Annotated in this window: 21 protein-coding genes and 1 pseudogene; 14 read left to right on the top strand and 8 right to left on the bottom strand. The window is 38.7% G+C overall.

What is annotated here, in order from left to right; genetic code table 11:
- Positions 1–4 precede the first annotated feature (4 nt).
- From FZ945_RS03730 to rarD (FZ945_RS03710), 5 genes are all read right to left on the bottom strand, one after another.
- Positions 5–1,195 (bottom strand): McrC family protein, encoded by a 1,191-nt coding sequence (locus FZ945_RS03730; RefSeq protein WP_148802571.1) that lies wholly within the window; start codon positions 1,193–1,195, stop codon positions 5–7.
- Positions 1,167–2,498 (bottom strand): McrB family protein, encoded by a 1,332-nt coding sequence (locus tag FZ945_RS03725; protein WP_262367145.1) that lies wholly within the window; start codon positions 2,496–2,498, stop codon positions 1,167–1,169. Before FZ945_RS03725 ends, FZ945_RS03730 begins: the two co-directional genes overlap by 29 nt.
- A gap of 439 nt (positions 2,499–2,937) precedes the next feature.
- Positions 2,938–3,390 (bottom strand): aryl-sulfate sulfotransferase, encoded by a 453-nt coding sequence (locus tag FZ945_RS03720; RefSeq protein ID WP_148802567.1) that lies wholly within the window; start codon positions 3,388–3,390, stop codon positions 2,938–2,940.
- Complete coding sequence (gene rarD / locus FZ945_RS03715) at positions 3,383–4,237, bottom strand: EamA family transporter RarD (protein ID WP_258033412.1); 855 nt, start codon at positions 4,235–4,237, stop codon at positions 3,383–3,385. The genes FZ945_RS03720 and rarD (FZ945_RS03715) overlap by 8 nt, the downstream gene beginning before the upstream one ends.
- Before the next feature lie 16 nt (positions 4,238–4,253).
- Positions 4,254–5,141, bottom strand: coding sequence for an EamA family transporter RarD (gene rarD, locus FZ945_RS03710; RefSeq protein ID WP_009293763.1), 888 nt, complete (start codon positions 5,139–5,141; stop codon positions 4,254–4,256).
- Between the two features lie 143 nt (positions 5,142–5,284).
- Between rarD (FZ945_RS03710) and FZ945_RS03705 the strand changes: the two genes are divergently transcribed.
- The 12 genes from FZ945_RS03705 (at position 5,285) to lpxD (ending at position 18,019) form a co-directional block, all read left to right on the top strand.
- Positions 5,285–6,625 (top strand): class II 3-deoxy-7-phosphoheptulonate synthase, encoded by a 1,341-nt coding sequence (locus FZ945_RS03705; RefSeq protein ID WP_103615581.1) that lies wholly within the window; start codon positions 5,285–5,287, stop codon positions 6,623–6,625.
- A gap of 24 nt (positions 6,626–6,649) precedes the next feature.
- Entirely contained in the window at positions 6,650–7,612 is a 963-nt protein-coding gene (locus FZ945_RS03700; RefSeq protein ID WP_002942343.1) for an NAD(P)/FAD-dependent oxidoreductase, read from the top strand.
- Positions 7,609–9,867 (top strand): coiled-coil domain-containing protein, encoded by a 2,259-nt coding sequence (locus FZ945_RS03695; RefSeq protein ID WP_148802564.1) that lies wholly within the window; start codon positions 7,609–7,611, stop codon positions 9,865–9,867. The genes FZ945_RS03700 and FZ945_RS03695 overlap by 4 nt, the downstream gene beginning before the upstream one ends.
- On the top strand, positions 9,864–10,571 hold the full coding sequence (locus FZ945_RS03690; protein ID WP_148802562.1) for a tRNA1(Val) (adenine(37)-N6)-methyltransferase: 708 nt from the start codon (positions 9,864–9,866) through the stop codon (positions 10,569–10,571). Before FZ945_RS03695 ends, FZ945_RS03690 begins: the two co-directional genes overlap by 4 nt.
- Complete coding sequence (locus FZ945_RS03685) at positions 10,568–10,933, top strand: YkgJ family cysteine cluster protein (protein WP_148802559.1); 366 nt, start codon at positions 10,568–10,570, stop codon at positions 10,931–10,933. Before FZ945_RS03690 ends, FZ945_RS03685 begins: the two co-directional genes overlap by 4 nt.
- Complete coding sequence (locus FZ945_RS03680) at positions 10,912–12,174, top strand: tetratricopeptide repeat protein (protein ID WP_148802556.1); 1,263 nt, start codon at positions 10,912–10,914, stop codon at positions 12,172–12,174. Before FZ945_RS03685 ends, FZ945_RS03680 begins: the two co-directional genes overlap by 22 nt.
- Positions 12,171–12,956 carry an indole-3-glycerol phosphate synthase TrpC gene (gene trpC / locus FZ945_RS03675; protein WP_148802553.1) on the top strand — a complete coding sequence of 262 codons (786 nt, stop codon included), beginning with the start codon at positions 12,171–12,173 and terminating at the stop codon, positions 12,954–12,956. The genes FZ945_RS03680 and trpC overlap by 4 nt, the downstream gene beginning before the upstream one ends.
- Entirely contained in the window at positions 12,956–13,441 is a 486-nt protein-coding gene (locus tag FZ945_RS03670; RefSeq protein ID WP_002942290.1) for an HIT family protein, read from the top strand. Before trpC ends, FZ945_RS03670 begins: the two co-directional genes overlap by 1 nt.
- Entirely contained in the window at positions 13,428–14,435 is a 1,008-nt protein-coding gene (gene mnmH, locus FZ945_RS03665) for a tRNA 2-selenouridine(34) synthase MnmH (protein WP_148802551.1), read from the top strand. Before FZ945_RS03670 ends, mnmH begins: the two co-directional genes overlap by 14 nt.
- 472 nt (positions 14,436–14,907) lie before the next feature.
- Positions 14,908–16,602, top strand: a complete 1,695-nt coding sequence (locus FZ945_RS03660; RefSeq protein WP_262367148.1) for an acetolactate synthase large subunit — start codon at positions 14,908–14,910, stop codon at positions 16,600–16,602.
- A 2-nt stretch (positions 16,603–16,604) separates the two neighbouring features.
- Positions 16,605–17,066, top strand: coding sequence for an acetolactate synthase small subunit (gene ilvN, locus FZ945_RS03655; RefSeq protein WP_223155267.1), 462 nt, complete (start codon positions 16,605–16,607; stop codon positions 17,064–17,066).
- Entirely contained in the window at positions 17,066–18,019 is a 954-nt protein-coding gene (gene lpxD / locus FZ945_RS03650; protein WP_148802545.1) for a UDP-3-O-(3-hydroxymyristoyl)glucosamine N-acyltransferase, read from the top strand. The genes ilvN and lpxD overlap by 1 nt, the downstream gene beginning before the upstream one ends.
- A gap of 147 nt (positions 18,020–18,166) precedes the next feature.
- On the opposite strand, the gene FZ945_RS03645 is transcribed toward lpxD, so the two are convergent.
- A complete protein-coding gene (locus FZ945_RS03645; protein WP_021089075.1) occupies positions 18,167–19,705 on the bottom strand; it encodes an inorganic phosphate transporter in 1,539 nt (512 codons plus the stop codon).
- A 130-nt stretch (positions 19,706–19,835) separates the two neighbouring features.
- Here FZ945_RS03645 and FZ945_RS03640 point away from each other — a divergent pair, with 130 nt between their 5' ends.
- Positions 19,836–20,738 carry a Ppx/GppA phosphatase family protein gene (locus FZ945_RS03640; RefSeq protein ID WP_148802541.1) on the top strand — a complete coding sequence of 301 codons (903 nt, stop codon included), beginning with the start codon at positions 19,836–19,838 and terminating at the stop codon, positions 20,736–20,738.
- 30 nt (positions 20,739–20,768) lie between these two features.
- Positions 20,769–21,200: a GatB/YqeY domain-containing protein gene (locus FZ945_RS03635; protein WP_103586352.1), complete on the top strand. Its 432-nt coding sequence runs from the start codon at positions 20,769–20,771 to the stop codon at positions 21,198–21,200.
- An 899-nt stretch (positions 21,201–22,099) separates the two neighbouring features.
- On the opposite strand, the pseudogene FZ945_RS10510 reads toward FZ945_RS03635, so the two are convergent.
- Positions 22,100–22,807: pseudogene (locus FZ945_RS10510) on the bottom strand (methyl-accepting chemotaxis protein); the annotation flags it as partial.
- Positions 22,808–23,357: 550 nt separating this feature from the next.
- Positions 23,358–23,858 (bottom strand): PAS domain-containing protein, encoded by a 501-nt coding sequence (locus tag FZ945_RS03625; RefSeq protein ID WP_021092381.1) that lies wholly within the window; start codon positions 23,856–23,858, stop codon positions 23,358–23,360.
- Positions 23,859–23,865 lie beyond the last annotated feature (7 nt).

The following is a 23,865-nucleotide window of genomic DNA, read 5'->3' as shown; positions in this document are numbered from 1 at the left end:
AAAGTTACGCTAGTAAATTTGCGTTATTTTCATCTTTTTCTAGATCAAAATATAAAATTTCAAGCCACATTTTATCTTCGTATCTAAATTTCATAGGCTCTTGCTCTACGCCGTCTATCTTTGGGTATATTAGATAAAGCCTTCCGCACTCATATTTTTTACCGTAAGCATAGAGCTGATATAGGTCAGCTTGTGAGATATCATCTTTTGAGCTTATGATCTTCCATTTTGTATCGGCTATAAATTTGCCTTCTAAAAATATATCAGGTCTTAGTTTGAAGCTTTTTGGATCTTCAATGAGGTGTTTTTCTGAGTGTTGTAAGCTAACATCGGCATATTTTTTCTTAATAAAATTTCCGACATAGCTTTCAAAGAGCGCATTCATATCAAATAGCAAGGCAAAGGCTAGATCATCGCCCTTGTGCGGAGTAAAAGAGTTGCCAAATAGAAATATCTTGCACCATAAAAGCGTTTGTTCGTAGTGTTTTACTTGGCGGTTTATGACAAGCTTTGCAAAGAAATTTTTATAATCCTCACACTCCGAAACCTCATCAAATATAAATAAAAGCTCGCGTATTTTTTGCTGATTTTTACTAGAATTTGACTTTTTGTATAGAAATTTAAGCGTCGTTTTTATGATCCTATTTATCTTTATATCGTTTAAAAATTCACTGTATCCTACGTAAAACCGCTCTTTGTGGATGCTATTTCTTTTTATCTGCTCGTTTATGTTTAGCTTTCCTTTTAGAAAATTTAGGCTCTCTTCTAGCGCCACATAGTCGCTTTTTATCCCCTTTTTTACAAGAGCTTCAAGCTCACATAAAAACATAGAGATGAAAATTTCCAAAAGCGGTAAATTTTGTGTTTTTAAACTGGCTAAATTTGAGCTTTTAAATGGGAAATTTTTTAGCATTCTTAGCATTTTTATAAAAACTGTTTTCGATCTTTCGGCGTCGTTTTTGTCTGCTATCTTTGGCAAAATCTCTATCGTTAAGCCACTTTTTGTTTGCAAAACGCCGACATAGTTTCTAGCTTGTATAAATTTCCCGCCAACCCCGCTTGCTATCCTTAAAAACGGCGCATTTTCATCGCTATTTTTAAGGATAAAATTTTCTATATCGCCAAAGTCTTTTTTGTCTATATCGTGCTGATATATGCGCTCGAACTCAGTTATCGTTATCTGGCTTTGTTGCATTTTTATAAATTTCTATATAGCTTTGCGGATTGTTAAAGGCTTCGTTATTTATCTCGTATAAAATCTTATCGTCTATATAGTCTATTTTTCCTCTAAATAGTTTTTCTACTGCCATATTTTTCTTGATTTTAACAAGCTGTAAATTTTCATCTTTTTGACTATCGCCTAGAACCAGCCTGATCTTCTCCCAGTCGTCGTAAAAATACTCTTGCAGTAGCGGTAAAATTTTATTTTTAAAGACATTTGCAAGCGTTTTTAAGTCTGACACATCTATAAAATAAGCATGTCCTATCGTGTGATCTCTGTCGTAAAGATACTCTATACGATCGTTTATCGTTTTTAGCATTTCGCCTATATTTATGTCTTCGATGTTTATTTTGTTTAGGTTGTTATATTCTGGCATCATCTCCACAAACTCAAACCTTCTTCTAAGAGCCGTATCCATAAGGGCTATACTTCGATCTGCTGTATTCATCGTGCCTATTATGTATAAATTTGACGGCACTCCAAATTTCTCTTTTGAATATGGCAGCTCCACCATTATCTCGTCATCTGCTCCGAGCCTTTTTGACGGCTCTATAAGAGTTATGAGCTCACCAAAAATTTTAGAGATATTTCCGCGGTTGATCTCGTCGATAAAGATGGCATATTTTGGTGTGCTGTCATTAAAAAACTTTTGTCGTTCATCTTTTGGCAGATCGCAAAAATCCCTAAGCTTGCCTTTGTATCTACTAAGAAGCAAGGCGTTTTCGCAGCACTGATAAAAAATTCCTTTTGATATCTCATAAGTTATATCGCCATCTTCGTTTTTGCTATCAAATACAGGCTTTATGCCCTCAACAAATTCCTCATATCCATAGCTTTGGTGAAATGTTATAAATTTTATTTGTCCACTTCGTATATATCCATCAAATTTCTTTTTTAGATCATTTCTGTTTTCGCTTATATCAACTTTTCTTTCTTCTATTATCTCGATAGCTTTTGTCACTGTACTGTATGTCTTTCCAGTTCCTGGAGGGCCATATAAAATTTGATTAAGTGGATAAGTTAATTTCTTGTCATCATCGGTCATTTTATGTCCTTCATTATCGCTATTATTATGTTGATTGTTTTCTATATTTTTATAAAATTTGTCATATGCTAGCTGATATATATTTGTTAGCGCTTTGAGTAAGCTTGTGTAGTCTAGGGTTGTAAATGTCTCTATATTTTCTATGGCAAAAAATATATTTTTTTCAAATTCAAATTCAAATTTATCAAGTTTAAAACCATCGATATGTATCTTTTTGCATTCTGACTCCAAGAAGTTATATATTTCATCTTTTAGTTTTTCTTCTGCATTGCTTAGTTTTGTATCAATTAGTCCTATGGATATATAAAAATTACTTGGTTTTGCTAATACGGCAAAATAAATAACCAAATGAGATTCGTTTTTAAAGGGCTTATATCTATTCCATATATATTTTGAAATGTTTCCGCTATTTTGCCACTTCCCATGATCTACGGTTTCAAAGCCATTAAATATATTATTAGAAAAAATTTTTAAATTTTCACAAAAATTACTTAATTTGCGGCGTGTTGCTTCGTCGTTTTTGCGATAAGTTATATCTTGAGCGTATCTATTTGTAAAATACTTAAACCCTTCTAAAATTTTATTTTTTAAATCATCGTTTATCATATTCCTCTCCTGTAGTTTTTGATTGCTCACATTATTCTATAGCTTATACTTTTTAAGTATCTTTTTACAACCCATCAAATTCTTTCTTTAGCTCGTCCCTTAGCTCTTCGGCTCTATCTTCGCCGTTTTTGAAATTTGCCTTCACAAAGCCATCGATCTCGTCTAAAATCTCAACCAGTTCGCTCTCCCAGTTTGCATTTTCCCGCTTTAAAAGCACCTCGACCTTATCTCTTATCTGCTCTAAGGTATCAAGCGCTTTGTCCTTATCGCCAGCCCAATTTAGCGCATCTTCAAAGAGTATGTCTTGTCTTAGAGCATTTATCTTTTTTTGTATGACGTTGCAAAATTTAGGGTATTTCTCAGCGTTATTTAAATTTTGCAAAACCTCTTGCACAGCTTTTTGATATGCAGGCACCGCTCCTTCTTCGTCGAGCTTTTTTGTGAGTTTTTGTATCTGAAAATATAAAATAAGCGCTGCAAAAAATGCAAGCAGCAAATACATCGTTACGCTATTCATTTTTACTCCTTTTTCTAAATTTATCCACGCTAATTATCGCAAGTGCCAGCCAGATCATACAAAATGAGATGACTTTGTAGCCATCTAAAATTTCGCCATAAATGAAGACCGCGCAAAGGATCGCGATGGTTGGTGAGATGTATTGCAAGTAGCCGATAGTCGTTAAATTTATCCTTGTCGTAGCTGCGTTAAAAGCGACAAGTGGCACGATGGTTACGATGCTTGAAGCGATCATTAAAAGTGAGTCTTTATTTAGTCCAAAGTGGCTTTGCGAGTGAAAAACCAGCCATAAAACATAGCCAAGCGCAAATGGAAACATAAAAAATGTTTCGATAAAAAGCCCGTTAAATGCGCTAATCTTCGCCATCTTTCTAACCATCGCGTAAAATCCAAATGAAAGCGGCAAGATGATAGAGACAAGTGGCAGGCCACCTTTGGCGTAAATTTGCACGCAAACGGCTGCGATGACGATGCAAACGGCTATGGCGCTAGCTTTGCTCAGGCGCTCTTTAAAGATGATGACGCCAAGAAGCATGCTTATTAAGGGATTTATAAAATATCCCAAACTCGTATCTAAAATTTTGCCGCTACCCACCGCATAGACATAAACGCCCCAGTTTATGGTGATAAAAATACCACTTAAAAATAGAGCCTTTAGCGAGCGGATATCCTTAAGAAGCGCAAAAATTTCGCCCATTTTGCCATTAATGCAAAGCACTGCCGCCATCAAGAAAAATGACCAGATGATCCTGTGGGCTAAAATTTCATAAGCATCGACATCTTTGCTAAATAGGTTGAAATAAACCGCCAAAAATCCCCACATAAAAAAGGCGCTAAGCGCGAGAATAACGCCTTTTTGGCTCTCATTTAGTCTTGGTATTTTTGTCGCCTTTTATAGAATTTATACTATCTATCATCAAAAGCGTGACAGAGATGGCTAGGCAGATCATCAAAAAGTATGAGCTTTTCTCCAGTCTCTCGCCGATGGCAAATGAGACAAAAAGCATCATTATAGGCTCAAAATATGTAAGCAAACCTAGTACATTTATCGGCACGAGCGTGCTTGAGAGGATCTGGGCGATGAGGGCTATGCCGCTGATAGCACCAAGCAAGATGAGCAGATAGTAGATGTTTGGATTTTGGCTCATTACGTAGTCCATATCGGCTGTGAGCGCAAAATAAAATGAGAATAAAAACATAAAAATTATCTCGATAACAAAGCTTGAGAAATTTGCAAGGTTGTAGTACTTTCTAATGGTAAAATAGACTGGATAAAGGCAAAAAACTACAGCGCTCTCCCACGAGATGCCACCACTAATGACTGCTGTGCTAAAGACGCCAATGGCAGCGAAAAATATCGATGCTAACTTTGTTTTTGAGAGGTGCTCTTTGAAAAATATCCGTCCAAAAAGGACCATGACTATTGGCATGATGAGGTAGCCTATCGAGACTTTTAGCGCTGCGCCGTTACTTGGAGCCCAGAGATAGAGCCACATCTGAAATGAGACGATGAGCGAGGTAGCAAGCAAAACTAGTAAAATTTTAGGTTTTAGCTTTATTTTTAGAAGTAAAAATTTGAAATTTCGCTGCTGTTTTAACAAAAAAATGGCGGCGATGACAAAAGGCATGGCAAAGATCATGCGGTATCCAATAAGAGCTTGCGTGCTGATGGGGTTCATGAGCACTGACATGTAGTAGATGCAGTTAAATAAAACTGATGCCAAAAGCGAATAAAAAATGCCTTTTATCATGAAAAAAATCTTCTCTTTTTTTGGGTAAATTTAAAGTAGCGATTGTATGCAAAATATCTTTAATAACCCATTAATGGCTTTTATTTTTTAAGTTTTGCGTGATATAATCAGCGCTAAATTAAGGTAAAAGATAGGAAAAATTTATGACTTGGAACAGAGATAGTTGGAGAGAATTTAATATCTTGCAACAACCAACTTATCCAAATTTAAAAGAGCTAAAAGAGGCTGAAGAAAAACTAAAAGCACTTCCGCCTTTGGTATTTGCTGGTGAGGCTAGAAGTCTTAAAAATGAGCTTGCAAAAGTTTGCAATGGCGAGGCATTTTTGCTTCAAGGTGGCGACTGCGCTGAGAGCTTTGCAAATTTTAACGCAAACAACATCAGAGATATGTTTAAGGTCTTACTTCAAATGGCGATAGTTTTAACCTTTGGTGGTGGCTGTCCAGTAGTCAAAGTAGGCCGCGTAGCAGGGCAGTTTGCAAAGCCTAGAAGTAGCGATTATGAAGAGGTAAATGGCGTTAAGTTGCCAAGCTATAGAGGTGACATCATAAATGGCTTTGAATTTGACGAAAAGGCTAGAGTTGCCGACCCAAAACGCATGATAGAGGCCTACTATCAAAGTGCTTCTACGATGAACCTCTTAAGAGCCTTTTCAAGAGGAGGTTTGGCAGACCTTCATCAGGTGCATAAGTGGAATTTAGGCTTTGTTAAAAAGCCAGAGATCGGCGAGAAATACGCAAAACTAGCTGACGATCTAACAAAAACTCTATCTTTCATGGCAGCTTGTGGCATCACTTCGGCAAATACCCCAGCGATAAATCAAACAGCAGTCTATACATCTCACGAGGCGCTACTTTTGCCTTATGAAGAGGCGCTAACTAGGGTTGATAGCCTTAGTGGCGAGTGGTATGACTGCTCAGCTCATATGCTTTGGATAGGCGAGAGAACGCGCGGCATAAACGACGCTCATGTGCATTTTCTAAGTGGTGTGAAAAACCCTATCGGCGTTAAGATCGGACCAAGCGCGAAAGCTGAAGACGTCATCGCACTCGCAAATAAGCTAAATCCAGAGAATGAAGCTGGCAGACTAAATGTGATAATCAGAATGGGCGCTGATAAGATCGGCGAAAATTTACCAAAAATTTTAAGAGAGCTAAAGCGCGAGGGGTTAAATATCGTTTATAGCATCGATCCTATGCATGGCAATACCGTTAAGACCTCAAACAACTACAAAACTCGTGAATTTAGTAAAATTTTAAGCGAGGTTAGAAGCTTTTTTGAAATTCATAAAGCTGAGGGCACAAGAGCAGGTGGCGTGCATCTTGAGATGACTGGCAAAGATGTGACAGAGTGCACCGGTGGCGCGCTAAACATCACTGAAAGCTCGCTAAAAGAGAGATATGAAACGCAGTGCGATCCAAGACTAAATGCTGATCAGGCTTTAGAGCTTGCATTTTTGATGGCTGATCTAGTTAAAAAAGCTTAAAATTTATAAAATTTGGAGAAAAATATGGCAAATATTTATGATCTAATAGTAGTTGGTGGCGGACCTTGTGGCATAGCTAGCGTAGTTGAGGCTAAAAGAAATGGCTTAAGTAATGTTTTGCTCCTTGAAAAAGGCGACAATCACAGCCAAACGATCAGAAAATTTTATAAAGACAATAAACGCGTAGATAAAGAGTATAAAGGGCAAGATAGCACGATACATGGGCTAGTTTCGTTTGAAGATGGCACAAAAGAGAGCACGCTTGATTATTTTGACAAGCTACTTGACTCTGAAAATATCGAGGCGTTTTTTAACTCTGAGGTCGAAAGCGTAAAAAAAGAGGGAGAAATTTTTAAAGTAACTACCTCAAAAGCTGTCTATGAAGCCAAAAATGTGATGGTCTCTATCGGCAAAATGGGACGACCAAACAAACCTGATTATAAGATCCCACCATCACTAAATTCAGTTGTAAATTTTAACCTTGATAACTGTACAAACGGCGAAAAAGTGCTAGTTGTGGGCGGTGGCAACTCTGCAGTTGAGTATGCTATCGAGCTTTGTCAGTATAACAAAACGACGATCGCTTACAGAAAAGATAAATTTAGCCGTGTAAATGAGACAAATTTAAGCGCTCTTTGGGAACTTGAGAAGCACAATAAGATAAAAGTAAGGCTAAATCACGATATAACCGAGATCGATAATGAATCAGGCAAGGTAAGAGTGCATTATGAAAATGGCAAGATCCGTGTCTATGACAGGGTTGTCTATGCTATCGGTGGCTCAAGTCCGGTTGATTTTTTACAAAAATGTCAGATAAAAACTGATGAAAAAGGCACTCCGATAGTTGATAGCAATTACCAAAGTAGCGTGCCAGGACTATATGTGGGAGGCGACATCGTTTTAAAAAATGGTGGCTCGATAGTAGTTGGACTAAATCACGCTCATAGCGTCATCAAAGATATCTTAAAAGGCAAGGCACAAGCTTGATAAATAAAATCGCACTAGCTATTGTTTGTCTGATAGCTGGCTTTTCTCTCTCGTTTTTGAAATTTCAAAAAGAGGACGAGGCGCCAAAAGATACTAATCAAACGATTTATTCTATAAATTTTGATGATCTCCCTGAAGAAGAGAAGCAAAGATATGTAAGCAAAGACGATCTTTACGAGTATGGTGGCTACATCACACCAAAGAGCTACATGCAAAATTTTGTTGATGATAAGGATCTAAATTTATCAAACAATGTAAATGAGCTTCAAGAGCAAGTGCGCGAGCTAAGCAAAAAAAATGAAATTTTAGCCGCTGATAATGTCGATATGAGCGAGAAAAATTTAGACTTCATAAGCAAAATTTCAGAGATGAAAAGAAATATCGAAAATGAAAAAAATGAGATAGTTGAAAAAAATCAAAAGGCTCTTGGCGAGCTTGAGGCGCAACACTTTGAAAATATCCAAGCTTTGACAAAGCGCCTAAATGAAGCGCAAGCTGATATGATAGAGAGCTCAAAGGCTTATGAGAAAAAGATAATCGACCTTGAAAATGCAATAAATGATGCTAGAAATGGTGATGAGAGCAAGCTAAAAGATGCTGAGGCTGGCTTTAATAAATTTAAAGAGAGCTTTGAGGCAAACTACACCGCTTTAAAAGAGCAAAATAACGAGCTAAATGCGACGCTTGCGCAAAAAGAGGCTCTTATAAAAGAGTATGAAAAAGCTCAAAGTGAAAAAGAGAAAAACGAGAAAAAAGAAATTTTGCTTTTAAAAGAGGAGATCGAGCGAGTTAAAAATGACGCCGACACTCAAAAATTTAGCTACGAAAAAGAGATAAATGCGCTAAATGATGGCTTTGAGACACAAAAGAGTGTTATGGAGGATGAGCTTTCTAAAAAGGCAAATAAGATAATTGATCTGCAGGAGGCTCTTGAGTCAAACAAGACTGCACTAAAAGATAGAATTTACGAGCTTGAAGAGATCAAGAAAAATTTAAACTCAAAAGATCTAATGGCACAAAGCTATAATGGCAAAAATTTAGAGCTAAATGCCTCGCTTGCGGCACTTCATAAGAGTTTTGATGATCTAAAGCAAAAGAGCCTAAAAAGCGAACAAGAGAACAAACTTGCAAATGAAAATATAAGCTCGCTTAAAAAAGAGCTTGAGAGGGCAAATGCCCTAAATAAAAAGCTTGAAAAGCAAAATTTAGACGCAAACTCAACTCTAAGTGAGTTAAGCAAAAAGCTAAGTTTGAGTGAAGAGAGCCTTAAAAAGAGCCAAGAAGAGCTAAAAGCGCTTGACACGAAGACAACTAAATTTCTAAAAACGCTATTTGATCAAAACCAAACCATCTCTTTGCAGTCGCAGAAACTTGGCTCAAACGAGGGTGAGCTAAAGAATTTGAGCTCAAAGCTTGATCTAAAAGATGCAAAGATAAAAGAGCTTGAAGAAAATGTCACAAAGACAAGCCAAATGCTCCTTTCTAAGCAAAGCGAGTTAGAAACTCAAAAAAGAACGCTAAAGATCGATATGCAAAACTATGAAATTTTGCGTCAGCAAATAAATATGCTACAAAAAAAGATAGTTGATACTTCAACATTTTTAACCGATAACAACAAAAGTGGCGGCAAAAATTTACTAAGCTTGCAAAATGAACTAGAAAATGCAAAGCAAAAGCTAAATGAGAGCAACAAGACGATCGAGCGGCTAAACTCAAAGATAAATGAGCTAAGCTCAACCACTCACAAAGGCGGTAGCGGTAGTGTAAATGCCCAGATAGTCGAGCTTCAAAAAGATATCGAGCAAAATTTAAACAGACAAGATGAGCTTGAAAATGAAAATGTAAATTTAAAAAATATCTTGCAAGCTACGACAAAGCCTGAAACTCCAACAAAGCTAGTCCTCATCTCTAGCATCGAGTGCGACGATATGGACGTAAAGGACAAGGTTAGCATAATGTGCAAAAACAGAGTGAGTGAGTTTTTGCAGAGATTTAACTCAAACTACATGTATGAGATCATCCCGATTGTGGATAAGAAAAATTTTGTCATCCCATCAAATGTCGCTCAAAATATCAAAAAAGATGACCTTGGCAAGCTAAACAACTACGTAAATTACGGTGTTGGCAAAGAGCGTGCAAAGGCGGCTGCTGAGCTTATAAAAGAGGAATTTGGCGACTTTGCAAGGATCAGCTTTAGCTCCGAAGTGATCGTAAAAGATGTGACGCGTGGCTTTATCATCAAGGTTTATAGATGATCTTGGCTCAGCTTGAAAATGGCTATCGCTACAACAGCGATACGCTCGTTCTTTATGATTTTATCTGCTCTGGCGTAGGCGAAATTTCTGGTAGAGTTTTGGACGTTGGAGCAGGGTGTGGGATACTTGGACTTTTGCTTAAGCGTGATTTTAAAAAGATAGATATAAGCATGCTTGATCTTTTGGAGCTAAATAGCGAAATTTCAAGTTTTAACGCAAAGAACAACTGCCTAGAGGCTAGAGCCATAACGGCTGACTTTGCAAATTTTAAAGATAGTGAGAAATTTGATCTAATCATCTCAAATCCACCCTTTTATCATGACGGTGTTACAAAAAGCCAAAATGAACACATAAAAGTTAGTAGATATGCAAGCTCGCTAAATTTAAAGGATTTTATAAGAGGCATAAGCGTAAATTTAAAGCCACATAAAAGGGCGTTTTTTTGCTATGCACCAGATGATCTTAGTGAGATAGTGGCATGCTTGAAAGAGTATAAACTAAATTTGGTAAGCTTAAAATTTGTCCATACCAAAAAGGATAAGCCAGCAAATTTGGCTTTACTTGAAGTGCGAAACAACTCAAACTCAAAGCTAAAAGTCCTACCACCTCTTGTGATGAGCGAAGATGGCTCACACACGAAAGAGGCAAGCGAGATCTTTAAAAAAGCTGATACAAACAGCATCTCTTACAAGGAGATCGCGTGAGGGCTGATGGTTTTAGCTATGAGTTTGATCCTAGTTTTTGTGAGAGTTGCGGGGGCAAGTGTTGCACTGGCGAGAGTGGCTATATCTGGATAGATGAGGGTGAAATTTTAAAATTTTGCTCCGCTTTTGGTATCTCAAAAGATGAGTTTGAGAGCAAATTTTTAATACGTGTTGGGCTTAGGCGAAGCATCAAAGAAAAGCCTTATGATGACGGTTTTGCTTGCATATTTTTTGATGAGAAAAACAAAAACTGCTCGGTTTATGAGCTAAGACCTAAGCAGTGCAGGACATTTCCGTTCTGGGATTATTTTAAAAAAAACTTAAAGGAGCTAAGAGCAGAATGCATTGGCGTAAAATTTTAATAATTTTTATAAGCGTATTTTTTAGCACGCATCTACTTGCAGATGATAACAAAAGTGTAAATTTACGCCTAATGCAAGCTCTCATCTCGCAAGATAGTGGCGATGTAAATGCTAGTATCCAGACCTATCTAGGGCTTTTTAAAGAGACAAATCAAAAGACCTATCTAAAAGAGGCGATCAAGCTAGCTTTTGCTACAAAAAATGAAAATTTAGATAGCCTCATGAGTGAGGGCGAGAAGAGTTTAAAAGACGATAGCGATTTTATCAGGATCAAAGTGGCAAATTTGGTCAATCTCTCTAAGCTAAACGAGGCAAAAGAGCTGATGCAAGAGCTTGCCACAAAAGAGCCAAACGCTCAAAATTTGCTCATGCTTGGCACAATTTGCATGATGCAAAATGATACGGTAACAGCGCTAAAATACTTCGAAGAGGCATACTCGCTAAAGCCTGAAGAGGAGAATTTACTCCGCATCGTTGATATCCTTTTAAACCGCATGGATAATGTAAATGATGCGACAAAATATCTTGAGAAATTTCGCGAGGAGCAGGGCTGCACGGTCAAAACATGCGAGCTTTTAGCTGAAATTTACTCACAGCAAAGAAATTTCCCAAAGGTGATCGAGCTTTTTGAGGAGATATTTGAGCTAAGTCACGACACATCATATCTTGATAAGATCGTGCAGTACTTTATCTACGACAAAAATTACAAAGCGGCGATAGAAATTTTGAAAAAATATGGCTACAACGACGCAACGCTGATGGATCTTTACGCTGCGACCGGAAATTTTGGCGATGCATACGTTTTGGCGGTTAAAATTTATAACGATAGCAGGGATCTAAATTTCTTAGCAAAGGCCGCCATCTACGAGTATGAGATGAATAAAGATAGCCTAGACGAGAAAAAGATCACTGATATCTTAGATAAATTTGAAGCTAGCGTGCCAAAGCTTAATAATGATATGTTTTTTAACTACTACGGCTATTTGCTAATTGATCATGAGATAGACCCTAGAAAGGGCGTAGAGATGGTGCAAAAAGCGCTTGAGATCTCGCCAGACTCGCCTTACTATGAGGACTCGCTAGCGTGGGGTTATTTCAAGCTTGGCGAGTGCAAAAAGGCAAAGGGCATAATGATGCACGCGATGAAAGATGTTGATTTTAAGGCTTCAAAAGAGGCAAAAGAGCACTTGCACCTCATCGAGCGCTGCATAATAAATTTAAACAAAAGGCTTAAAAAATGATACTTGATGAGATTATAAAAAAGACAAAAGAGGATCTAAAAAAGCGCAAGGCAGACTTTCCTATGGAGTGGCTAGGACGCTCGCTCGCATACAACCCATACGTGCCAAGAGACGTTTTGGGCGCACTTAGATCAAGTAAAGATGAGCCTATAAAGATCATAGCCGAGATCAAAAAAGCAAGCCCAAGCAAAGGCTTGATAAGAGAGGACTTCGAGCCGATAAAAATAGCGCAGGAGTACGAGCAGCACGCAAATGCTTTTAGTATTTTAACCGAGCCTCATTGGTTTAAGGGCGATACAGAGTACATCACGCAAGTTCGCCGCTACGCTTCAAGGCCGATCCTGCGAAAAGACTTTATCGTTGATAAGTATCAAATTTTAGAAGCGCTTGTTTATGGGGCGGACTTTATCCTGCTCATCGCCAAAGCGCTAACACAAGGCGAGCTAAAAGAGCTACTTGAGTACGCGCACCACTTGGGGCTTGAGGTCTTAGTGGAGACCCATGACGCGAGCGATGTGAAAAAGGCAGTATTTGCAGGAGCAAATATAATAGGGATAAATCATAGAAATTTAGATGATTTTACGATGGATATGAGCCTTTGCGAGAAGCTCGTGCCGCTTTTGCCAAACGACAAGATAATAGTTGCTGAAAGCGGACTTTACGAGCATGAGCAGCTTCGCGAGCTAAACAAGATCGGAGTTGATGCCTTCTTGATAGGAGAGCATTTTATGAGGCAAGATGATATAAAAAATGCCGTTAAAAAGATAAAGGAGGGCGAGTGATGCAGCACCTTTGTGCCCCTTGGAGAAGCGAGTATTTCAGCGCAAAAAAAGATAGTTGCGTATTTTGCGAGGTGATAAATTCAAAAGAAGACGACGAAAAAAATGGCGTGCTTTTTCGTGCTAAGCACTGCTTTGGGATCATGAATTTATATCCATATTCGCCAGGTCACTTTATGATCATACCAAACCACCACACCGACAAGATCGAGGAGCTTGACGAGCAGACGTGGTTTGAGATGAGTAAATTTGTAAGGCTTGGGGTTGAAATTTTAAAGCGCGAGCTTCACGCGCAAGGCGTAAATATAGGTATGAATTTAGGCAAGGCCGCAGGCGCTGGCATAGCTGAGCATGTGCATTATCACCTTGTACCAAGGTGGAGCGGGGATACAAATTTCATCACAACGATCGCCGATGTCAGGGTAAATGGCACGCCGTTTCATCCGCTTTATCAAAAGCTAAAAAAGGCTTTTAGTGGCGTTATTTGAGCTTGATATCGAGCAGTGGCTTGAAAAAAGAGGCGAGTTTGAAGTCCTAATAGACGCTAGATCGCCACATGAGTACGCCTACTCACATATAAAAGATGCTCTAAATTTATACGCACTTGATGACGCTGAGCATAAAGAGGTAGGCACGATCTACAAAAGCGACAGGGCCCTAGCTAAGAGCCTTGGCGCAAAATATATCTGCAAAAATTTACAAAACATCATCGATGAGGTCTATAAAAGGGCTAAGGTTGGCTCAGCAGTTGGCATCTACTGCGCAAAGGGCGGACTTAGATCAAGCTCGGTTGCCTACGTGCTAAGCATGATCGGGTATAGAATTTACAGGCTAAATGGCGGCTATAAGGCATATAGAAACCATGTTTTGGAGTTTTTAGAGCGTCCTTTGAGTACGAAATTTATCACTCTTTTTGGCAACACTGGTTGCTATAAAAGTAAGCTGATAAGGGCACTCTCACCATCAATAGACCTTGAAGCGATGGCAAATCACTTAGGCTCAGTCTTTGGCGCGATAAATGGCGCACAGCCTAGTCAAAAAAGCTTTGAAGACGCGCTTTTTGAAAAGCTCATCACACTAAAAGATCAAATTTGCTTTATCGAGGGCGAGAGCAGAAGGATCGGCTCGCTAACACTTCCAAAAAGCCTTTATGAGGCGATGCGTTGCGGCATCTGTGTTGAGGTTAGCGCGAGCTTGGAAAATAGAATTTCATGCATAACAAGCGACTATAAAAGCGTGGATAAAGCCTTTTTTGATGAGTGTATAAAGAAAATTTCGCCCTTTATCGACAAAGAGGCCAGAGATGAGGCGGTGGCTAAATTTAATGAAAATGACATCGCCAAAGTGGCTGAAATTTTACTCACAAAATACTACGACAAGGTCTATAAGAAAAATGAAAACATTAGCATTTTTGTAAGCTCTGATGACTTTGATGAGGCTGCAAAAAAGCTAAATTTGATAAGAGATGAGGCTAAATTTTAAATCCTTTTGGCGCTTTGTTTGGGCTAAATTTCATCTCTAAATTTAAATTTACTCTCTTTGGCTTGGTCAAATTTACTTTTAAATTTAAGATAGATCGTTTTTGCACTTAGAAATGGCTTATTTTAAGGCTATTTTTATACTTTAATATAAAATTTCTTGCTATTTTTGTGAAATTTTTAGCCAAATTTTCTGGGTTACTGGGTTAAATTTGGTTGCTGGATTGGCTGGATTAAATTTGGTTTTAGCTCCTCTGCCTATTTCCTAAGTTTTGCTCTAAATTTGCCAAATTTATCAAAATACTAAAAATATTACGTTAAATTATATGTAAAATACTTTGTAATATCCTTGCTCCAGCGTTAAAATTTTTTCAAAGAATTTAAGATAACGCCCAAATTTCGCTAAAAAGTTAAAATGGATTTAAAATGCTTTGGGATATAATTTGCGATAAATTTATCAAAAGGCTAAAGTGATGATAAAACAAATTTCTGGTTCGCAGATGATAAGCGAAGCCTTGCACGAAGAGGGCGTTGAGATAGTTTTTGGCTATCCTGGCGGTGCAGCTTTAAATATCTACGACGAGACATATAAACAAACTTATTTTAAGCATGTCTTGGTTCGCCATGAGCAAGCAGCCGTGCACGCAGCAGACGGATACGCTAGGGTTAGCGGAAAAGTAGGCGTTGCATTTGTAACAAGCGGTCCTGGCTTTACAAACGCAGTGACAGGTCTTGCTACGGCTTACAGCGACAGCATCCCAGTTGTGCTTATAAGCGGTCAAGTACCAACCTTTATGATCGGCACAGATGCCTTTCAAGAGATCGATGCAGTCGGCATTTCACGCCCCTGTGTCAAACACAACTTCTTAGTAAATAGCGTCGAGGAGCTACCTCGCATCATAAAAGAGGCGTTTTACATCGCAAGATCAGGCCGCCCAGGACCAGTTCATATCGATATCCCAAAAAACGTAACTTCAAAGCTTGGCGACTTTGTCTATCCAAAAGAAATTTCTATCCCAAGCTACAAGCCGACCTATAAAGGCAACTCTAAGCAGATAAAAAAAGCAGCTGCTGCGATAAATGAAGCAAAAAGACCACTTCTTTACATCGGTGGTGGCGCAGTCGCATCTGGAGCAAGTGAGATCATACGTAAATTTATGAAAAAAACTGGTATCCCAGCGGTCGAGACGCTTATGGCTCTTGGCGTGCTTGATGCAAAAGATGAGCTAAATTTAGGCATGGCAGGCATGCATGGCAGCTACGCTTCAAATATGGCTCTTAGCGAGTGCGACCTTCTTATCTCGCTTGGCGCTAGATTTTGCGATAGGGTCACTGGCAGAACGGACGAGTTTGCCAAACACGCAAAGATCATTCATATCGACATCGATCCAAGCTCTATCTCAAAGATCATAAACGCTCACTATCCGATAGTTGGCGACCTTACAAATGTGCTAAACGAGCTTTACGAAGAGGTGAAAGGTGAGCCTAAAAACTATGCACCTTGGAGAGAAATTTTAGATAGATATCAAAAGCTAAATCCGCTTGGCTACACAGATAGTGACAAGGTCTTAAAGCCTCAATGGGTCGTTGAAGAGACCGCAAAGATAGTTGACCCTGAGGCTATCATCGCAACTGACGTTGGTCAGCACCAGATGTGGGTAGCGCAGTTTTATCCATTTAACCGCGCAAGGCAGCTTGTTACAAGTGGCGGTCTTGGCACGATGGGATACGGTCTCCCTGCGGCGATCGGCGCAAAGTGTGCTATGCCTGATAATCTAGTCATAAATTTCACAGGCGATGGCTCGATACTTATGAATATCCAAGAGCTAATGACCGCTTATGAGACAAATGCCCCTGTCATAAACATCATCTTAAACAACAACTTCCTAGGCATGGTGCGCCAGTGGCAGACATTTTTCTATGAAAAGCGCTACTCATCGACTGATCTTAGCTTACAGCCTGATTTTGTAAAGATCGCTGAGGGATTTGGTGGCGTTGGCTTTGTTTGCAAGAGTAAAGATGAGTTTAAAAAGGCGTTAAAAGAGGCGATCAAGAGTAAAAAATCAGCACTTATCGACGTGAGGATCGACCGCTTTGAGGACGTGCTTCCTATGGTTCCAGCTGGGGCTGCGATTTATAATATGATATTAAAGAGCAAGGAAGAAAAATGAGTATCAGAAGAACGATTTCGGTTATAGTTTTAAATGAACATGGCGTTTTGGCTAGAATTTCTGGACTTTTTGCGGGTAGGGGCTACAACATCGACACGCTCACGGTTGCTCCGATACCTGAGAGCAACTTCTCAAGACTAAGCATCGTCACAAGCGGCGATGAGAGGGTTTTAGAGCAGATCGTAAAACAGCTTCACAAGCTCATTCCAACATATAAAGTCATAGAAAGTGGCGAATTTGTAGAAAAAGAGATGGCTCTTGTTAAAATTCCACTTGGTGAAAATTTTGCAGGCCTTGAGGCGATACTAAAGACATATAATGGCATCGTCACAAACACAAATGAAAACTACATCGTTGTCATGGTGGCTGACGATGCGAGTAGGATAGAGAGCTTTTTAAAATCGATAAAGAAATTTAACCCAGTTGATGTCGTGCGCGGCGGATCTGTGATAATGGATATATGATGAAACTAAGCGAAATAGCCTTAAAAGTAAATGCTACTTTTAGCGGAGAAGATCTTGAAATTTTTGCTCTAAATTCTTTAAAAAATGCAAATAAAGCTGAGCTAACATACTGCGATGGCGAGAAAAATGCTAAATTTATAAGCACTTCAAACGCTGGAGCCATCTTGGTGACAAAATCGCTTTTAGACTTAGTGCCAGCTGGCATGGTAGCGCTTGTGTGCGACAACCCGCACCTTGCGTTTGCTATCCTTAGCAAAATTTACGCTAAGCCACTTTTTTGCGAGCCAAAACCATCAAATATCGCCCAGAGCGCAAAGATAATGCCAAATGTCTATATCGGCTCAAACGTGAGTGTGGGCGAAAACACAATAGTGATGGCTGGGGCGTTTTTGGGCGATAACGTAACTATCGGTAAAAACTGCATCATCCACCCAAACGTCGTCATCTACAATGACTGCGTCATCGGCAATGAGTGTCACCTGCTAGCAAACTGCGTCATCGGCAGCGACGGCTTTGGCTATGCGCATACAAAAACTGGCGAGCATGTGAAAATTTATCACAATGGTAACGTTGTTTTGGGCGATTTTGTCGAGATCGGCGCTTGCACGACGATAGATCGTGGCGTCTTTGAAAGCACAATGATCGCAAACTACACAAAGATAGATAATCTTGTTCAAATAGGCCACAACTGTGAGCTTGGAAATGGCTGCCTCATAGTCTCACAAACTGGGCTTGCTGGCTCAACAGTGCTAGGCAGAAACGTCGTCATGGGCGGACAAAGTGGCTCGGCTGGACACGTAAAAGTGGGCGACTTTGCTCAGATCGCAGCACGCGGAGGCGTTAGTAAAGACCTACCTGGTGGCAAAAAATATGCTGGAGCTTATCCGATAATGGAGCTTTCAGAGATGTTTAAAATCCAGGCTAAGATGATTAGATTTTTTAGAAAAAACTAAAAATTGCAATAACGTAGCTAGAAGATCATCATTAAGAAAAATAACTTCAAATTTACTTGGCAGGTTGGATCAACTTGCCAAGCTTTCATATAAAATTTATACAAAAAATATCTATAAATAGGGCGGTTTAGCTATTTAAAAATATGACTAAACACCTAAAAATTTAGCAAGGGCAAAATAAAATATAGCTGATGAGATAGCAGCTGCAGGAAGCGTAATGAGCCAAGCTAGGATGATAGGTCTTACCATTTTCCAGTTTGCATTTTTATTTACGATGCCAATACCCAAAACCGCGCCTATTAGGATATGTGTAGAGCTAACTGGTATGCCAAGCTTTGTTGCTAGAAGTATGACGATACTTGAAGCAAGCTCGGCGCTAAAGCCAGTCGTAGGTAAAATTTCAGCTAGTTTTGAGCCAATAGTTGTGATCACTTCTTTGCCTAAAAACCAGAGTCCAACAACAAGGGAGATGCCAAAGGTTACCATTGCGATGCTTGGTATGGGCGAGCTTTCGTTTATAGAGCCAGTTTTTAGCACGTCAAGCACAGCAGCAAATGGTCCAACTGCGTTTGCGATGTCGTTTGCACCGTGTGAAAACGCAAAAGATGAAGCGGTAAAAATTTGAAACCATGAGAAAATTCTATTGATGCTCTTTTCGCTATCGTTTTTGCTCATGACGTTTATGATGGCAAGGCTTGCAAGATATGCTAGAGCTCCGATGACAAAGATGATCCAGACTGTTTGGATGATACTAAAGGCTAAATTTATATGCTCAAGCCCTTTAAAAAGCATCATTGATGAGATGACCATTGCGGCAAATCCAGCGATGATCGGGATGTGCTTTTTCATAGCTTTAAAAGTATCTATCTCTTTTTCGCTATCTTTCATGATGCGAATTTTTGAGCGGTACTCGCTGTATTCAGTGGTTTCGATCTCGTCCTCATCTATAACTGCGATCTTTGAAAGAGTGGCTATCTGCTCCTCAGCTGGCTTTGTTTTAAGCGCTTTTATAAAGCTTTCTTTATAGGCTTTTCTCTCAGCTTTTAGCGCTTTTAAATTTGTCTTTAGTTCGTGCGTTGGCTCGATTATTTTGCTTTTTACATAGCCAAATATGATGTAAGACATCACGCCACCAAGCAGTGGTGAGATGACCCAGCTAACGGCGATCCTGCCGATCTCACCCCAAGAGACCATATTAAGTGGCTCAGGATCTTTTATCATAAAACCCATGGCAAGTCCTGCGCCAACGATGCCACCAACGATCGAGTGAGTTGTCGAGACTGGCAAACCCTTTTTAGACGCATAAAATAGCCAAAGACCAGAGCTTAGAAGGGCTGAGATCATGATGATGACAAATTTCATCGGGTTTATGTCGCTTGGAAATTTCACGATCTCGTTTCTAATGGTATTTGTAACCTCAGATCCTGCGAATATCGCACCGCTAAGCTCAAAAATGGCGGCGATCACGAGAGCTTGTTTTAGTGTGAGTGTTTTTGCGCCGACGCTTGTGCCAAAGCTGTTTGCAACGTCATTTCCGCCGATATTAAACGCCATAAAAAGACCAAACATACCAGCGATCAAGAATAAAAAGTAGTTATTTGTCGGTATGTATTGATAGCCCCAAACGAAAAATCCAACGCTGCAAATCGCAAAAATAACTAACGCCAAGAAGTTATCTCGAAGCAATCAAGCCCCCTTGTAAGAGTTTTTAGCAAAATTATATCTTGAAAATTATTAAAGTTTTTAGAATTTTCTCACTTTAAATGATACTAAATTATCATATGTTAGAATTTGGCAAAAATATTAAGGATAAATTTTGGTTATAGCGATCGATCTTGGCTCAAACACCTTTCGCGTGGCACTTATAAAAAAGGTGCAAAATGGCTTTAGCAACGAGCAAATTTATGAAAAGATAGTTGGAGCTGCAAGGGGCTTAAACGAAAGTGGCAAGATAGGCTTGGAGACCAAAAATAGGCTTTTTGAAGCGATAGCTGAAGCTAAAAGCAAATTTGACTTCACTAAATTTAAATGCGTGGCAGTCGCGACTGAGGCCTTTAGAGTGGCGTCAAATAGCGAAGAAATTTTTAGTGAGATAAGAGAGAAATTTGGCATAAATTTTCATATCATTGATGGGCAAGCTGAAGCAAAACTTACATTTTTAGGCGTGCAAAATGCCTTAAGAAAGCTTGGCATAAATGATAAATTTAGCCTGATCGACATCGGCGGTGCAAGCTCCGAGATAGGCGAAGAGGGAAAATTTATAAGCTTTAAATTTGGCATCATAACCTTTTACGAGAGGTTTAAAACGCTTGATCTGATGCAAGAAAATGCAAAGATTTATACAAAAGAGGCAAGTGAATTTCTAACAAGTCTTGACAATAGACTTATCGTTCTAACTTCTGGCGTGCCGACCACCATCGCAGCACTAAAGCTTGGGCTAAACTACGAGAGCTATGATCCAAAAAAAGTGAGTGGATATGCGCTTAAAAATGGCGATCTTGCTTGGTTTGTAAATGAGCTTTTAAAGATGGATGAAAAAAGCGCTGACGTGGCGGTTGGAATAAGTAGAAAGTATCCGCTCATCGCTGGGACACTGCTCTTAAAAGAGCTACTAAACGGGCAAGAAGCTAAATTTATAGTTATCGACGATGGGCTTAGAGAGGGAGTTGGAGCGGCTTATTTAAAAGGCATATTTCAAGAAATTATCACAAAATTTTAGTTATGATTTCAAAAATTTAAAGGAGAGAAAATGAGTATAAGAGAGCAAATTTTAGCTGATATAAAAGAGGCCATGAAGGCAAAAGATGAGTTTAAAAGAGACACTTTAAGAACGCTAAATGCGGCACTTAAGCAAGTAGAAGTCGATCAAAGGATCGAGATGACCGACGAGGTCGTACTTCCGCTACTTCAAAAAGAGATCAAAAAGAGGGCTGACTCGGTTGAGCTCTATCTAAAGGGAGCAAGAGAGGATCTAGCCAAAAAAGAGCAAAGCGAGATCGAGCTTATCAAAGCATATCTGCCAGCTCAGCTAAGCGATGATGAGCTAAAAGAAAAGATCAAAAGTATCATTGAAAAGGTTGGTAAAAATTTAGGTGCTGTGATGAAAATGGCAAAAGATGAGATCGGAGCGAGCGCTGAAGCAAAACGTATAAGCATGATCGCAAAAGAGCTTTTGGGTTAAATTTTTAAATACACTTTCTCAAAAGCCTGTGCGTTAAATTTAATGTGCAGGCTTTAAAACTACTTCTTTTTACATAAAATAGTGCGTATTATTTTACATAAAAACTAAATTTTTAAGAGTAAATTTATAAATTTGGGCTAGGGTGATTTTAAATTTATGCCTTGCAGCAGGGATTTAAATTTGACTATTTTACTTTGAAACTGGTAAAACTTTTAAATTTACAAGCGTCAAAGAAGCAAACTTGGCTAAATTTAACTTTACTTTATAGCGATAATTATAAATTTTGACTATGCGGCTATTGTCATATTTGCCTTTCTCGCTTTGAAGCTAGCAACAAAGGTTTGCAAAGGATTATTTTTTGAGTTTATCGGTGCAAAAGAAGTAAAATTTAAAGTGGCAAGCCTAATTAAATTTGAGCTTGAAGTAATTATCCATAAGGCAAGCCCAAAAACAAATCTCTTATAAGCCCTAAATTTATTCAAAAATACTGCAGTAGATGGGGCATTTAAACGCTATGCTACGAGAGGATATGGACTTTTAAAATAGAATTTGATATACACAAAAAGCCTAGCTAAATTTATGCTTTGTTTTGCGATATCCAACTAATAAATTTGAAAACAAAATTTCTATGGGCTCAAATTTATTTACAATTTAAAGTAGTAAGTCTGACTTAAATTTAAAAATAAAACTTTAGAAAGCCTATCTGAATTTAGGTTTTATTGGCGGGCATCATCTTGTAAATTTAATTAAAATCTAGCTAAATCTGATCTTTCTCGCCAAAAGAGGTAAATTTTAAAAATCACTAAAATTGCAAAATACACTTGCAAGCACAATAGAAAATAGAATTTGATATATAAATTTAAAAAGCTAGACCCAAAGCGAGTCTAGCAAATTTGAAGTTATTTTGAAGCGACCATTTCGTTGTATGAGTTAAATATCTCTCTGCTAAGATCTTCAAGCTTTCTAAACTCAGTGACAAAATGTTTTAAATTTTTCTCGTTATAGCCCTTGCCAGCTTCTGTCAATATGGCTTTGATGTTTTTGTTAAACTCATCCACTAAATGGCGTGATTTTTCGTAAATTTTAGTGTGACTAAAGCTCTTTGCGCACTCATTTTCATACCACGCTACAAGATCATCTGCATCTTTTGCTATATCATCGCTGTAACCTTGCTCATTTACAGTGTCTGAATAAACGCCCACTTTATAGACAATGATAGCTATCTTTGCGATGATGCCAAAGGTCTTATCTTCTACATATTTTGATCTTTGGGCTGTCTCTTTTGCATTTTGGTTAAAGCTAGCTAAAGTTTGTTTGAAATTTTCGACATTTGCTGTGGCGATCTTTGAAATTTCATCTATCTTTTTAGAATTTTCATCTATATCTTTGGCTTCTTGCTGAAGTGTTTGGATATTTACGCCGATCTCGTGTGTTGCTTTTTGGGTATTTTCAGCTAATTTTCTAACCTCATCAGCGACAACTGCAAAGCCACGTCCATGCTCGCCTGCGCGTGCCGCCTCGATGGCTGCGTTTAGAGCTAGTAAATTTGTCTGCTCAGCTATATCTTTTATCAAATTTACAACCGAAGTGATGTCGTCTGTTCTGCTATTTAGCGTGCTTATGGCGTGGCTTGAGCCCTCTATCAGCTCCTCAAGTGAGCTCATATTTACGCTTAGCTCATTGATGCTTTGCGTCGTATCCTCGGCGATTCTAGCCGTATCTTTTGCCATGAGTGCCATTTGGCTAAGGTTTTTGATACTCTCATTTAGATCGTTTCTAACATCTTCTATGCCGTCGTTGCCGTTGCCAAGTGTGTCAAGCTCTTTTGAAAGCAGACCACGAACCTTGCTTTTTTGACCTTCTTTTATGCCAACAACACCATGGCTCATGAAAGTAGCATTTTGTTTAAAAGTTCCCCTAAAACCCTCTGTAAAGATATTTCTATATGTTAGTCCGCTTTGAGCAGCGTCTATTGAGGTTGAAATTTCTCTTTGAAGCGCTTCTACTTGATCAAGCAAGTCATTTATGCCAAGTGCTACTTCATAAAGTGGGTCATTTTCTTTTACATTTACTATCCTAGGCTCTAAGATGCCATTTCTAGCTGAGCCTACTACGCTTAAAATTTCATTTATAGAGTCAAGTTTTTTTCCAAACATATTATAGCCTTTGTAGGTTATTTACAAATTCATCATAACTTAGATTTTTTTCGTTCAAAAAATCAGTTAAAAATTTCATCGAAGCATCCATGCCACCGCTCTTTTCTACAGATAATAACTTTTGATATATAGGCTCTATCACCTCAATCGCCTTTGGATTTGGCTTGCGTCTAACTGAGTAGTAACCAACCGTGTTATTGCGGTCATCAACTGAGGCTGTGATGTTTGCAAAGACCCAGTAATATCCACCATCAAAGCTTTTGTTTTTGACATAAGCAAAAATTTCTTTTTTATCTTTTATATGCTCCCAAAGTAGCTTAAAAATAGCTCTTGGCATATCTGGGTGTCTTACGATGTTGTGAGGCTTACCCAAGACTTCAGCTTGTTTAGCTCCAACTATCTTTAAAAATGGCTCGTTACAATATGTAATACGTCCTTTTAAGTCGGTCTTTGAGACCAAAAAGGCGCTCTCTTCGACCATGTGTTCTTTGTTTTCAGACATCTTCTCT

Origin of the sequence: Campylobacter concisus (assembly GCF_902460535.1) — a bacterium.
Lineage (GTDB): Bacteria > Campylobacterota > Campylobacteria > Campylobacterales > Campylobacteraceae > Campylobacter_A > Campylobacter_A concisus_AS.
This window is presented reverse-complemented; position numbering and strand designations above follow the sequence as displayed.

What these genes read in the sequence shown, in the direction of transcription:
- FZ945_RS03730 (WP_148802571.1), bottom strand. Translation starts at nt 1,195, where the DNA reads ATGCAACAAAGCCAGATAACGATAACTGAGTTCGAGCGCATATATCAG.
- FZ945_RS03720 (WP_148802567.1), bottom strand. Translation starts at nt 3,390, where the DNA reads ATGAATAGCGTAACGATGTATTTGCTGCTTGCATTTTTTGCAGCGCTT.
- rarD (WP_009293763.1), bottom strand. Translation starts at nt 5,141, where the DNA reads ATGATAAAAGGCATTTTTTATTCGCTTTTGGCATCAGTTTTATTTAAC.
- FZ945_RS03705 (WP_103615581.1), top strand. Translation starts at nt 5,285, where the DNA reads ATGACTTGGAACAGAGATAGTTGGAGAGAATTTAATATCTTGCAACAA.
- FZ945_RS03700 (WP_002942343.1), top strand. Translation starts at nt 6,650, where the DNA reads ATGGCAAATATTTATGATCTAATAGTAGTTGGTGGCGGACCTTGTGGC.
- FZ945_RS03690 (WP_148802562.1), top strand. Translation starts at nt 9,864, where the DNA reads ATGATCTTGGCTCAGCTTGAAAATGGCTATCGCTACAACAGCGATACG.
- FZ945_RS03680 (WP_148802556.1), top strand. Translation starts at nt 10,912, where the DNA reads ATGCATTGGCGTAAAATTTTAATAATTTTTATAAGCGTATTTTTTAGC.
- trpC (WP_148802553.1), top strand. Translation starts at nt 12,171, where the DNA reads ATGATACTTGATGAGATTATAAAAAAGACAAAAGAGGATCTAAAAAAG.
- FZ945_RS03670 (WP_002942290.1), top strand. Translation starts at nt 12,956, where the DNA reads ATGCAGCACCTTTGTGCCCCTTGGAGAAGCGAGTATTTCAGCGCAAAA.
- lpxD (WP_148802545.1), top strand. Translation starts at nt 17,066, where the DNA reads ATGAAACTAAGCGAAATAGCCTTAAAAGTAAATGCTACTTTTAGCGGA.
- FZ945_RS03635 (WP_103586352.1), top strand. Translation starts at nt 20,769, where the DNA reads ATGAGTATAAGAGAGCAAATTTTAGCTGATATAAAAGAGGCCATGAAG.
- FZ945_RS03625 (WP_021092381.1), bottom strand. Translation starts at nt 23,858, where the DNA reads ATGTCTGAAAACAAAGAACACATGGTCGAAGAGAGCGCCTTTTTGGTC.